The organism is Roseimicrobium gellanilyticum, from assembly GCF_003315205.1.
GTDB lineage: Bacteria > Verrucomicrobiota > Verrucomicrobiia > Verrucomicrobiales > Verrucomicrobiaceae > Roseimicrobium > Roseimicrobium gellanilyticum.
This window is the reverse complement of record NZ_QNRR01000010.1, coordinates 44,951-57,501: the sequence shown is the minus strand read 5'-3', so window position 1 is coordinate 57,501 and position 12,551 is coordinate 44,951. Positions and strand designations below refer to the sequence as shown.

General features: G+C 60.8%; 14 protein-coding genes. 7 read left to right on the top strand and 7 right to left on the bottom strand.

What is annotated here, in order from left to right:
- The first annotated feature begins 15 nt into the window (after positions 1 to 15).
- Together DES53_RS33780 and DES53_RS23615 are read left to right on the top strand one after the other, a co-directional pair.
- Positions 16 to 3,000 (top strand): DUF1553 domain-containing protein, encoded by a 2,985-nt coding sequence (locus DES53_RS33780; protein ID WP_245958245.1) that lies wholly within the window; start codon positions 16 to 18, stop codon positions 2,998 to 3,000.
- 81 nt (positions 3,001 to 3,081) lie between these two features.
- Positions 3,082 to 4,470, top strand: coding sequence for a hypothetical protein (locus DES53_RS23615; protein WP_113960799.1), 1,389 nt, complete (start codon positions 3,082 to 3,084; stop codon positions 4,468 to 4,470).
- A 12-nt stretch (positions 4,471 to 4,482) separates the two neighbouring features.
- Here the strand turns inward: DES53_RS23615 and DES53_RS23610 are convergent, their stop codons facing one another.
- The 5 genes from DES53_RS23610 to DES53_RS23590 all read right to left on the bottom strand — a co-directional run bounded on the left by DES53_RS23610 (position 4,483) and on the right by DES53_RS23590 (position 7,293).
- Positions 4,483 to 4,722 (bottom strand): FmdB family zinc ribbon protein, encoded by a 240-nt coding sequence (locus DES53_RS23610; RefSeq protein ID WP_113960798.1) that lies wholly within the window; start codon positions 4,720 to 4,722, stop codon positions 4,483 to 4,485.
- 33 nt (positions 4,723 to 4,755) lie between these two features.
- Positions 4,756 to 5,541: a hypothetical protein gene (locus DES53_RS23605; protein ID WP_113960797.1), complete on the bottom strand. Its 786-nt coding sequence runs from the start codon at positions 5,539 to 5,541 to the stop codon at positions 4,756 to 4,758.
- A 32-nt stretch (positions 5,542 to 5,573) separates the two neighbouring features.
- Positions 5,574 to 5,978, bottom strand: a complete 405-nt coding sequence (locus DES53_RS23600; protein WP_113960796.1) for a biopolymer transporter ExbD — start codon at positions 5,976 to 5,978, stop codon at positions 5,574 to 5,576.
- A 139-nt stretch (positions 5,979 to 6,117) separates the two neighbouring features.
- A complete protein-coding gene (locus tag DES53_RS23595; protein ID WP_113960795.1) occupies positions 6,118 to 6,549 on the bottom strand; it encodes a hypothetical protein in 432 nt (143 codons plus the stop codon).
- A 51-nt stretch (positions 6,550 to 6,600) separates the two neighbouring features.
- Positions 6,601 to 7,293, bottom strand: coding sequence for a MotA/TolQ/ExbB proton channel family protein (locus DES53_RS23590; RefSeq protein WP_113960794.1), 693 nt, complete (start codon positions 7,291 to 7,293; stop codon positions 6,601 to 6,603).
- Positions 7,294 to 7,735: 442 nt separating this feature from the next.
- Between DES53_RS23590 and DES53_RS23585 the strand changes: the two genes are divergently transcribed.
- The 5 genes from DES53_RS23585 (at position 7,736) to DES53_RS23565 (ending at position 11,848) form a co-directional block, all read left to right on the top strand.
- A complete protein-coding gene (locus DES53_RS23585) occupies positions 7,736 to 8,311 on the top strand; it encodes an anthranilate synthase component II (RefSeq protein ID WP_113960793.1) in 576 nt (191 codons plus the stop codon).
- 42 nt (positions 8,312 to 8,353) lie between these two features.
- The gene (locus DES53_RS23580) at positions 8,354 to 9,790 is read left to right on the top strand and encodes an ATP-binding protein (protein WP_147263573.1); all 1,437 of its coding nucleotides are present in this window, start codon (positions 8,354 to 8,356) and stop codon (positions 9,788 to 9,790) included.
- Between the two features lie 156 nt (positions 9,791 to 9,946).
- Positions 9,947 to 10,987 (top strand): bifunctional diaminohydroxyphosphoribosylaminopyrimidine deaminase/5-amino-6-(5-phosphoribosylamino)uracil reductase RibD, encoded by a 1,041-nt coding sequence (ribD, locus tag DES53_RS23575; RefSeq protein WP_113960791.1) that lies wholly within the window; start codon positions 9,947 to 9,949, stop codon positions 10,985 to 10,987.
- A gap of 35 nt (positions 10,988 to 11,022) precedes the next feature.
- Positions 11,023 to 11,247, top strand: a complete 225-nt coding sequence (locus DES53_RS23570; protein WP_113960790.1) for a hypothetical protein — start codon at positions 11,023 to 11,025, stop codon at positions 11,245 to 11,247.
- A 64-nt stretch (positions 11,248 to 11,311) separates the two neighbouring features.
- Positions 11,312 to 11,848: a D-glycero-alpha-D-manno-heptose-1,7-bisphosphate 7-phosphatase gene (locus DES53_RS23565; RefSeq protein ID WP_170157342.1), complete on the top strand. Its 537-nt coding sequence runs from the start codon at positions 11,312 to 11,314 to the stop codon at positions 11,846 to 11,848.
- Between the two features lie 68 nt (positions 11,849 to 11,916).
- Here DES53_RS23565 and DES53_RS33165 read toward each other — a convergent pair whose 3' ends face one another.
- Complete coding sequence (locus tag DES53_RS33165; protein ID WP_170157341.1) at positions 11,917 to 12,090, bottom strand: hypothetical protein; 174 nt, start codon at positions 12,088 to 12,090, stop codon at positions 11,917 to 11,919.
- Entirely contained in the window at positions 12,087 to 12,551 is a 465-nt protein-coding gene (locus DES53_RS23560; RefSeq protein ID WP_281270200.1) for a DUF2752 domain-containing protein, read from the bottom strand. Before DES53_RS23560 ends, DES53_RS33165 begins: the two co-directional genes overlap by 4 nt.

The following is a 12,551-nucleotide window of genomic DNA, read 5'->3' as shown; positions in this document are numbered from 1 at the left end:
TCACACCGCCACCGCATGCACTCCTGGCAGGTCATGGTGTTTGCCGCACTCAGCTTCAGCACCAGCTCCCATGGCGCTGTGGACTTCACCCGCGACATCGCCCCCATCCTCAGCATGCACTGCGCGGAGTGCCACGGACCCAATGTGCAAAAAGGAAAAGTTTCGCTGCAATCCCGTGCGCATGCCTTGGGGGAAGCAGATTGGAAGAATGCCATCGTGGTGGGAGATCCAGGGGCGAGTCTCCTGCTTCAATCGGTGAGCGGCGCAGAGCCTGAAATGCCCAAAAAGGGACCCAAGCTCACGGCGGATGAAGTGGGCAAACTTCGCGAGTGGATCACCTCAGGTGCCCCGTGGCCTGAGGAAATCACAATCAAGGAACGACTGAGCGACGCTGGCACACTCTGGTCGTTGCAACCGCTAGGCGACTCGATGCCACCCATGACCGCGACGGAAGGCATGCCCGTTCCAGCTTCCTCACCCGTAGATGCGTTTATCCATGCGAAACTGTCGGCAAAAGGACTCGCCTTCGCGGCCGAGGCGGATCGCCGCACCTTGATACGACGACTGAGCTTCACCCTGCTGGGACTGCCACCTTCACCTGAAGAAGTGGAAGCTTTCATCCAGGACACGCGTGCAGATGCATGGGAGCTCCTCGTGGATCGTTATCTGGCCTCGCCACACTATGGGGAGCGCTGGGCGCGGCATTGGCTCGACATCGCGCACTATGCGGATACACATGGCTTCGAGCGCGACCAGAAGCGTGAGCATGCCTGGCCTTACCGCGACTGGGTAGTTCGTGCCTTCAACCATGACATGCCGTATGACGAATTCATCCGGCACCAGATTGCCGGAGATATCATCGCACCGCAGAACCGCGATGCGGTGATTGCGACAGGCTTTCTCGCGGCCGGGCCATGGGACTTCGTGGGGCAGAAGGAAACACCCAGCCCCGTGCTGAAACGCCAGGCAAGAGCCGATGATCTCGATGACATGGTAACGCAGGTGATTACCTCGACCCTCGGCCTCACCATCAACTGTGCCCGCTGCCACAATCACAAGCTCGATCCCATTTCCCAGGAGGACTACTACCGTCTCTGGGCCGTCTTTGCAGGCGTCACCCGTGGTGAGAGGGACATCGATGCCCCGGGACAGGACGGCGCAATGCAAATGAAGAAGAAGCTCACCGCACACCAGCAAAAGCTCAATGAGGTCATCAGCAGCCTCGCTGGTCCCACCCTCGATCTCGCCGACATCGTTGGTGGCGGCGACGGCACCGGCAATGGAAAGGCAGGAGCGGGCATCGATGCCAGCACCGGGAAGCGCATTGAGCAGAAGAAGGGATTCCTCGACGGCGCGAGGGCGAATCAATTCGTGGCCGTGCAACCGTCCGACAAGGGGCGTGCCGCAGATCTCATTCATGGGGTCGTCATTCCTGAGGGGCCCCACCCCGTTCCCATCACCAGCACCGGCATCACGGTGGAAGGTGTGCCCGCCACCTCTGGCAAGGCGTGGGATGGGATTCGCAACGGTCCGGTAAATGCACAGGCCAGCACCATCCTGGACGGCGTGAACTACAAGGCTGCGGGGCACTCCCTGCTGGGACTGCACGCAAATGCTGCCATCACCTTCGATCTGGCAGCCATGCGGCGTACGCTGGGAGATGGCACGCTACGCTTCACGGCCATGACTGGCTACGGTGGCTCCGCGGCGGGCTCGAAGGCGGAATTCTGGGTCTTTCTGGATGGAAAGACCGCCTTCCATCGCGCAAAATTCGGTGCAAAAGATGGTGGTCTGCCACTGGACGTGAGCATTCCTGCCAGTGCACGATTCCTCACCCTGATGTCCACGGATGGAGGGGACGGCATTTCCCACGATCAAGTCTTCCTTGGCGATGCCAGAATGACGCTCGCAGAGGCTTCCTCGCGACTTGGCAAAGAGGAACAAGAGGAGCTCTCTTCTGCCATTCGGAAGTATGATGCCCTCTCACGTCAGCTCTCTGCTCTCGCCCGGCCGGATAAGTTCTACGGCGTACTAGGCGGGGAAGCGCCCAAGGTCCAGGTGCTGGCACGCGGCAGTCCCGAGTCTCCCGGCGCGGAGGTCGCTCCCGGCGGCCTCACCTGTGCTGGCGCATCTGATCATGATTTTGGCAATCACACCACATCCGAAGGTGAACGCAGGCGCAGGCTGGCGGAATGGATTGTACAGAAGGACAATCCCCTCACCGCGCGCGTGCTGGTGAACCGCCTGTGGCACCATCACTTCGGCAGAGGGCTGGTGGATACGCCGAGCGACTTTGGGAACGGCGGGGGTAAACCCAGTCATCCCGAGCTGCTGGACTGGCTCGCGCGTGAGTTCATGAAGTCCGGATGGAGCGTGAAGCACATGCACCGGCTCATCCTCACCAGCAGCGCCTACCGTCGCAGCTCCCTGCGTGACACGGACAGTCCCGATACCTCCAACACCCTGCTGGCGCGCATGCATCCCCGCCGCCTGGATGCCGAGTCGCTACGCGATGCCGTGCTGACCGTGAGCGGCTGCTTGAATCCCTCGATGGGTGGTCCGGGATATCAAGACTTCGAATACCAGGAGGCCTACGCCCCCATCTACAAGCACGTCACCGCCGACAAGCCTGCGCTCTGGAAACGCAGCATCTACCGCTTCATCGTGCGCACCACACCGCAGCGATTCATGACCACGCTGGATTGTCCGGACCCGGCCAACCTCACTCCGGCACGTCTCACCACAACCACCGCCCTACAGTCCCTCGCCTTGATGAACAACGCTTTCATGCTACAGCAGTCGCGACACTTTGCCGAACGTGTGCAGCGCGAGGCTGGCACGGAAACCTCAGAACAAGTCACGCGGGCGGTGGAGCTGGCCTTCCAACGCAGGCCTGACTCGCAAGAATTGGAAGGCGCTATCAAACTCGTGGAACAGCAGGGATTGCCTTCACTCTGTCGTCTCCTGTTCAATGCGAATGAGTTCGTGCATCTTGACTGACAGGAGCCCGTGGAACTGCTGTCGCAAAACTGAATGACAGGCGCTAAAAACCAGCTTACCCTGCGTTTAGGTATCAACTGCATGCTCCCAGCACCGAGCGAACCCCCATCCACGGGTGCATCCGTGGCCTTGGGCGGAGCAGCCCTCGCTGCCAGCGCGATGCTCGCGGGACTTGCCCTGCGCAATAAGAGCCCACTGCCTCTGGCTGCAGGTTTGGCCGCCGCCGCAGCCGCGAGCTTGAGCCTGATGAAGAAAACAAGGGATGACGGCGCCGCAAGTGAAGACCAAGACCAGGTGCTGACTGCCACCCCTCCACCGTGTCCCCTCTTCGGCAGCCCATCCAGGTTCCAAATTCTGGACGAGAGCGAGCTGGATGAGGAGGACGAGGAAACTCGCGACTGGGTGGATGCGGACGCGGTGTTCATCAACGAGAAGCGCCTGCCGCCGGTCATTTCCTTCCCCGCGGCGATGGCCCTGCCATCCCATGCCACGAGCTTTCCCCTGCTCGATGATGAGGGCAATGTGATTGTGGGCCATCAGATGCTGCCGGTGCAACTCCCCGCAGTCCTGGCAGAGTCTTCCGCAGAGTTTGGTTTTCCTCTTGGTCCACTCATCTGGGAGCCGGAGACTGAGGGGAGCACCCGGATCTGCATGGAGCAGGGGGAGAATATCATCTGGTTTGGCTCCAGCAGGGAAGCGCCACCTCCGCCTTCTCAAATGGCCCAGGAGATCGTAGTGCCGATGTCAGGCGTCGTATCACTGCCCGAGAGGACGCTGTCAATATCAAGAGGCATTCATTGGACGCCGTATCCCGCCACCTCAGCTCCGCTGCAGCTCACCCTGTCTGCTGCGCCTGAAAGTGTGACCTCCATCCTGGAGTCTCTACGGGCAGAGGCGATGCTTAGGGGAGAGACAGCAGCGTCAGGTCTTGTGTTTGACGATGGCGCCTCGAAGGTGCCAACCCTCGGTGGATCACGCAAGTCACACGAGCCGCTGTCCTTTGCGGACTGGATGCTCTCCACGCAGCAGCCCCAGCAGAGCAGCGCTCCCCTGGCTGCGCCCTCGGTCTCGCCAGCCGCAGCTTCGAGCGCTGCTCCGTCTCGCTCGCCGCTGCATGCTCCCGGGAGACAGGGAGAACCGCCCAAGGTCCATCCCGATGACGAAGTCACCAGCGCCCCGGCACAACGACCGGGCATGACGAGCGCCGCCCCGGACCCCACGCGCCAGCCTGCATTGGTGTATCATCGCAGCGTGGCGCCCATGGCTCCGGTGGATCACGCGGACAAACCCGACGGAAACCGTCCACTCACGCTGTTCCTCGCGCTGATCATCCTCACCGTGGCATTGGTTGCTGTGGCCATCTGGGGTGACGGCTATCGGACGCGCAAAACATCCACACCGCCACCGTGGACACAGGAGGCAGTGCCAGCGAAAGCGCAATCCACTGCCTCGGCGGTGCCGAATCCCTGAGTTTGGAGGCGCCTAAATCGGCTTGGGCTTCGTCGCCTCGTTCAGCGAGCCGCACTGCGGACATGCGGTCATGGGACTGCGGCTGAGATTCTCGTAGATGTTTCCGCAAATACGACAGGAGACGAGATCCTGCCGTGCCCGCCCCTCCTGGCGCCTTTCCTTCCACACGGCATAGAGCCAGAAACACCCGAGCAGCGCCAGCCCCACGATCATGCCCAGCAGGAGCAGGTTGGTGAGGGAGACGTGTATCATGGTGCAGCAGGAAGTATCAGGTGATGGCTTGCCTCACGGACCAACCGGAGTCTCCCAGGCAAAGGTCGCCACGCCCCACGTCGGCGTCTCTGCAGACTCCTTCTTCACCGTCACCGGCTCGAAGCGTGTCCGGGTGAGCCGTTCGGTCAGCTCTGCGGATGCCACCAGGTTCTCCGACTCCCGAAGAGGAAGCGCAAACCAGACGCGCCCATGCGCATCCACACCGAGCTGGATGTGATGCGCGCCAGGATCCGCAGGAGCAAGGCCGGCGAGGTCGGGTGGGTGTATCATCTTCCGTGTCGCCAGCGCGCCGGTGAGCTTCACCACCAGACGAGGTGCAGACTCCTTCGAGGTCGGCATCGCGTCTTCCACAGGTCTCTTCAGTCCGCTCAGGTCCAAGGGCGGCAGCACCGGTTCATCCACCTTCAAGAGGCGGGCGGGCGGCACGGTGAAGGGTTTGTGGGGAAGATCCTGCAAGCCGAGCTGATGTCCTTCATAGCTCGGGTGGAATACCGGCGCATGGTCCTCAAGCCTTGCCGCGTTTGCACCGGGATCATCGCTCGGCAGCACGAGGAAATCGCGATCCTGCACCTTGTTCAGAATCGCCCGCGCAATGGGATCCGAAGGATCCAGCAGCAGCACCTGATGCGGAATGGGCGTGCTGCGCTGCGACTGCGGATACACGACCTGGAAAACGTAAAAGAAGCCGGCCAATCCCAACGCGACCACGCCGATCCAGAAGATCAGCCGCTTCCCCTGCTCCAACGGCCGGGGCCAGTGGAAGATGAGCGGTGATTCCTTGGAGGTTTCAGCAGGCATGGAATGCAAACGGCGAATGACACCTCTCCACCTTACCTCGCCGGCTGGGTAGCGAAGGCCACCTCGTAGCCCATGCGTAGTGCGAGATTGCTCACCTGCTGGAAACGCCCTCCCAGCGGCGTTCCCCCATCCGCGTGGATGATGAGCCGGCGTCCCTCGGTCTTCTTCAACTCAAGCTGGCGCCCCAGTTCCTCGTAGGTCACCGGCCGACCATTGAAGTACATGGAAGAGTCATTCCCCGAGGGCAAGGTCACCACCTGCGCCCTCTCGAAGCCATTGAGCCGCGAAGCGCTCTCCGGCAGCTTCACCGCCACGCCACTCTGGATCACGAAGTTCGAGCCCAAGAGGAAAAAGAGCAGCAGGAGCAGCAGCACATTGAGCACAGGCCCCAGATACATCCAGAAGCCCGGCTTCGGCAGATGACTGACGAGCTTCATGAAGGGCGCGGCACTGGGGTGTGAAGAAAAAGGGACGAGGGCATCAGCGGATCCTCAAAGGTTCCATCAAGGTAGGATCGCGACTTGCAGCGCAGGGTGCAACTACAAATCCTTCCATTCCGACATCACCAGCGGCCAGTCAGCCCTGCTCCTTTCCCTGTGGGGAATGATGCAAGGGAAACACGACGACATCTGCCACGTCCAGGGAAGCATCTGCCCTGAGTGGCGCCGGAATATAGAGGATCCTGAGCAACCCGTGCATGGAAACCAAATTGACGAACACGCTTTCGCCGTCCATCCGGACGGTTACAAGCGCCACACAGCATGGACTGTCTTTCTTGCTGAGAAGCGGCCCTTTGTAGCGTCTGAAACGGAAACACACCAACTGCCGTTTAAAGAAGCGCTGAAGACAGTTCATCGACCGCAATTGCGCCTGAAGTGCGCTGGCGTCGTCCTCTGGCAGCTTCGCTATCACGGCATCCAGCAAAGCCTTTTCTGCCGGTTTGAAGGAGAACCTGCCGTTGTAGACCACGACGTACCATGTCCTCTTGAGAATGGTCCAGAGTGTCATGGCTATTGAGGAGGGACATCTGTCGCCTCCACCCTTCACTGACAGGTCTCTCTAGCCGCGCTTCAGCGCGCTGCCGGAGTCCGTTTTGCGGAACTCCACAATCTGCGCCCCACCGGTCGTCGCAGCGTGGGCAGGCTCGCGATTGTCTTCAAGGATGTTCACGATTTCGATGCCAGCACGCTCCAGGTCATGCATGAGATGGCGCGCCTTGGCCGCGAGGAAGGAATAAAAAAGGTAGCTGGGAATCGCCACCACCAGACCGAGAGCCGAGGTGATGAGCGCCAGGAAGACCCCATTTGCCACCTCCGCCGGTGTGGCATAGCCATTCTCGTTGTTCAGGCGGGTGAAAGTATTCATGAGGCCGAGGATGGTACCCAGCAGACCAATGAGTGGCGTGGCATGTGCGATGCCGTGCAGCACGCTTAGGTAGCGCTCCAAGCGAGGCACCTCGAGCTGTCCGGCTTCCTGCACGATGTCCTTGAGCTGCTCGCGAGTCGAATGGTGGCGCAGCAAGGCGGCGTGCAGCACGCGTCCGGCAGGCACGCGGGTGGCCACACATTCCTGCAGGGCCTCGGCGTAGTTCTTTCTGCGAATCAGGCTGGCGAGTCCGGCGAGGAATTCGCCGACATTCATGCCAGCCCGGTGGTAGTACGAGATGCGTTCCGCGAAGATTGCCAGGGCCAGCCCAAAGCAACCCAGGAGCACCCAGACGAGGGCGCCGCCTTTGGAAATCAGATCGAGCATGAGGGGTGGGAGCGGGAGTGAGGTTCTCTACGAAGTCAAAACCGCACGCACCTGAGCTGGGGGAGCCTCAATGCGCGCGCCAGTACCGGAAGGGAGCAGGGCATGGCGTGAACGGCAGGAAGCCTATAGCGTGTTTCATGCCGATGCAATGCTGCATTTCCCTCTTTTTGGACCAGTCGTAACCGGTTGAACAACTGCAAGAAACGGGCCCGAGCGTGCAGAATTCGGGTGGGGCACGACAGGGACCGGATGTGGGTTCGCATCATCTCTTGCGACGGCGAAAAGTTTGGAGAAGTTAATTAATCCAGCCATTTCTCCATTTCGCAACTGGTTTCACGGCTGAATCCCCTCGCTCAAAACCGCATCTGCGTTTGCGTCCCATGGGAGGTCCGCTACCTTTTGCCACCCGCCATGCTGGTCCATCGCATGGCAAACCCCGGCCATGCTCCTCATCATCGACAACTACGACTCCTTTACCTACAACCTCGTGCAGTACTTCGGCGAGATGGGTGCCACCATGGAGATCCGCCGCAACGATCAGGTAACGCTGGAGGAGATTGAAAAGATGAAGCCCAGCCACGTCTGCATCTCACCTGGTCCGTGCACGCCAAAGGAAGCTGGAGTGAGCAATGATGTGATTCGCCGCTTCGGCAGCAAGGTTCCACTCCTTGGCGTGTGCCTCGGGCACCAGTGCATCGGGGATGTGTTCGGCGGCGATGTGGTGCGCGCCGGTCGTCTCATGCACGGCAAGGTCTCGCGCATCCATCACACCGACAAGTCGGTGTTCGCGACCATGCCGCAGGACTTCGAAGCCACGCGCTACCATTCTCTCATCGTGAAGCGCGATACTTTGCCCGATTGCCTGGAGATCACGGCGGTCGCTGCCGATGACGAATCCGAAATCATGGGGCTGCGCCACAAGGAACTGCCGATCCATGGAGTGCAGTTCCATCCGGAAAGCATTCTCACCCAAGATGGTAAACGACTCTTGAAGAATTTTCTGGAAATGAGCGCCTAGCGGCACTTAAGTTGCTTGTCCACCCGCAACGGCACGCGCGTCATGTCACGACTCCTCTCTCTTCGCGAAGCCCTCAGCCATGCGCCGGACAACACGGCGCTCCTGCTGCTGTACGGACACACGTGCCTGGATGAGCTCCTGCTCGAGGAGGCGCATGACATTTTCTCCCGCATCCTGTGCCTGGAGCCGGATCATGTTGAAGCCCAACTTTGCCTCGCCCGCACGCTCGTGCTGCAAGGCGACACCAGTGGCGCCGCCGTGCGTGTGGAACGCATCCTGCAGCGCGATCCCGGCAATGCCGCCGCGCACTTGGTGCTGAGCCGTATTTTCTTCGCGGAGAACAACCGCGCCCGCGCACTGGAGTACTACCAGCGTGCGCAGGAGATGGACGCCTCCATCTGCGATCCTGCACTGGAGGCCGACCTCGGCCGCGTGGCCAAGCCCGGTACGCCTGCCCGCGACAAGTCGAACAGCCCCTTTGACCTACTGGACGAAGACGATCTCTCGCCGGAGGTGCAGCAGGAATTCTTTGACGATCCCTTCGATGAGGCGGTGACCGGCGACTGGAAGCCGGAAACCTTCTTCGCCCCGGGCGATGGCGAGCGCTTCCGCGTGACCTTCTCCGATGTGGGTGGCATGGACGCTCTGAAGGAGGAGATCCGCCTGAAGATCATCTACCCTCTGCAGCACCCGGAGCTCTACAAGGCCTACGGACGCAGAACTGGCGGCGGCATTCTGCTGTACGGCCCCCCCGGCTGCGGCAAAACTCTGCTCCTGCGCGCCACGGCAGGCGAGGTGGCCTGCAACTACTTTGCCATCGGCTTGCACGAGATCTTCGACCCGTACTACGGCAGCATCGAGCGCAACCTGCACCAGATCTTCGAGACCGCCCGTGCCAATACGCCGTGCGTGCTGGTGTTCGACGAAATCGACAGCCTCGCTCCAAACCGCCGCGATGTGCGCGACACCCAGACGCGCAATATCGTGAACCAGTTCCTCAGTGAGTTGGACGGCCTGCGCGGTGAGAACCAGCGGATCCTTGTCATCGGCGCCACGAATTCCCCCTGGCAACTCGACCCGGCGCTGCGTCGCCCCGGGCGTTTCGACCAGGCCATCTTCGTGCCGCCACCGGACGAGAGCGCCCGGCTGCAAATCATCAAGCTGCTCTCCAAGGGCAAGCCCATTGCCCAACTCGATGACACCATGCTCGCCCAAGCGACCGCCGGATTCTCCGGTGCCGACCTGCGCTGGGTCTTCGATCGTGCTGCCGAGCTCGCACTGGCCGATGCCCTGCATGCCGGCAAGACGGTGCCGATCCGGATGGAGTCGCTGATACAGATTGCCCAGAGCCACACGCCAAGCACGAATGCCTGGCTGGATGGTGTGAAGCAGCATGCTCCTGCCACGCAAACAGACGCTCTCTACAACGAGGTGCGGAAGTTCATGCAGCAGCAAACCGGAGCGCGTCAGCAGGGCTGAGTCAGCGAGGCCTCAGGCTCTGCCGTGGAGGACGGCTGGAAGTGCTTCTGTGAGCGTTCTGTTTCAATGCTTCATCGAGTGAATGCTTCCTTGCAGAAAGTCCGTTTCTCGCGTGGATAGTGGGGACACGTCACAGCCCCCTCCCTGTCAGCAATCATGGCTTCCTCGGACGACGAATACTTCATGACCATCGCGCTGGCCCAGGCCTCGCGAGGCATCGGACTCACCGCGCCCAATCCGCCCGTCGGCGCCGTGATTGTGAAGGATGGCACGGTACTGGGAGAGGGCTACCATCATCGTGCCGGCCTGCCGCATGCGGAAATTGAAGCCCTTCAGGATGCCATGGGCAGTGGACATGATGTGCGCGGCGCCACGGCGTACGTGACTCTCGAGCCGTGCTCCACCAAGGGACGCACCCAACCCTGCACACGAGCCCTCATTCACGCCGGCATCTCCCGGGTGGTGTATGCGCTCCATGACCCCAATCCCAAACACGCAGGTTCGGCGGACAAGCTTCTGCGCAAGGAAGGCATCGACGTGGAAAGTGGCGTGCTGGAAGAGGAGTGCTCCCGGTTGATTCGTCCCTTTGCAAAATGGATCACCACCGGCCTGCCCTATGTGATCGCGAAGGTGGGCCAGAGTCTCGATGGACGGCTCTCACGGCCGCCGGGTGAATCCCAAAACATCACCAGCAAGGCCGCGCGCGATCACGCCATGCAACTGCGCGTGCGTTGCGATGCCATCCTGGTCGGCGGCGAAACCGTGCGACAGGACAATCCCCGCCTCACCCTGCGCGGCGACGACATCCCTGAGGAGAAGAACCAGCCATGGCGCGTGGTCGTGACACGCTCCGGCAGCCTGCCGAAGAAGTCCCACATCTTCACAGATGAATTCAAAAAGCGTACCAAGGTGCTGAAGGGGGATCTCTCCTTTGAAGAAATCCTGCGGGAACTCGCCAAGCTCGACATCACGTGTGTGCTCGTCGAGGGCGGCGGCAACCTGCTCGGCCAGGCCTTTGCCTCACGCCATGTGGACGAATGCTTCTGGTACCTCGCCCCACGCGTCTGCGGCGGTGGTGTCATGTCCGTGGGCGGCGTGGCCTTCCCGGATGGCGCCTGCTCCGTGGAACTCGCGGATGTGTGGCATGAGAGCCTGGGGGACAACTTCCTGATCCATGGGTATCCGGTGTGGGAGTAGCTTGCTTAGGAGCGCCCGCCTGATACCGTTTGTTGATGGAACAAGATTCCAGCCACCATGAGAGTCTTTCGCTGCGGGAAGAGATGCAGCGGAGGATTCAACATGCAGAGGACCATCCTGAGGAGCTCCTTGATTGGGAGGATGTGAAGCGGGAGCTGCTCGCACACCGTCTTGAGGCACATCGCGAGCATCCCGAGCAGGTGATCACACGCGAGGAACTCGAAACGAAGTGGAAAGAGAAATGGAACTGGAAGCCATGATGGTGATGGTCGGCATTTCTCATCGACGCCGCGATAACATGCCGTTACTTGAACGACTGTGAGTTTGCGTCCCGCCTTTTTCTTCGACCGCGATGGTGTGGTGAATGTGTCACCCGGCCCTGGCTATGTGCTGTGCTGGGAGGAATTCCATTTTTGTGAAGGGGTCATCGAGGCGCTGGCCTGGCTGAAAAAACAGGGCTTTGCACTGGTGCTGGTGACGAATCAACAGGGCGTGGGCAAGGGGCTCATGACCCTGGAAGCGCTGGATGACATGCATCACCGCATGCAGGAAGAACTGGCCAAATATGGCGCAGCCTTTGATGCCATCCATGCCTGCACGTGCCTGAAGAGTGATCCGGGCTGCACTTGCCACAAGCCGAGTCCCGAGATGGTGCTGGCGGCCGCGAGTAACCTGAACCTCGACCTCACCCGCTCCTGGCTCATCGGTGATCAGGATCGTGACATCCAGATGGCGATGAGCGCGGGCGTGCCGCACACGATTCGCGTGGTGGGAGAGAACTCCGCGACCATCGCCGCCGACCATGAAATACGCGAGCTGACGGAATTGCTTCCGCTGCTGCAGAAGATTGTCGTGAGATAATCAACAGCCCACCCTGCGCACCATGATCGCAAGGTGGCCCGTGAAAACGGGAAAGTGCCAGCCGTCGGCTAGTAGCCTGGATTATTCAGCTTCTGCTGCTCCTGGGCTTCTCTGATGGCCTTTTGCACTTCAGGGTCACCTACCACCAATCCGGCACCTGCGCCGAACAGCGCACCCGAGACAAGCAAAAGGATGGTCAGCCAGACCATGAGCTTTTTGAGTCCCAGCTCGGTCGATTTCATCCAGCCCCAAATGTAGGTGAAAGGACTGCAGAAGAATCCCAAGATGCCAAGACCGACACCACCGTGCTTGAACAGTTTGACCAGCAGGATGATGTAGAGAACCGCTCCTGCAACCAGGCGCGCACCGGTGAAGGACTGACTATGGGCGGATTGGTGGAGGGTACTGCCATCCGGATCAAGCCATAAATGAAGGCACACACCAAAAAGAGGAGTGGCAGGCAGGTGCGGCGCTCCACCCCTTTCACCCATCGAATCACCGGGTCACGCCAGGATCTTGGTGCAAGTGCAGCCCAGCCAAGAAAGGCCGCCAGCACCAGAAACCCCGGAGAAAATAGATGGTACTTCATGGCCAACGACCACTGCCCTTTGAGCAAGGCCGCGGTCGCGCGCGTCATGCCGCAGCCGGGACACGGGAGGCCGGTCATGGAGGCGAAGAAGCACGGCCAGAGGGACCACCCCAT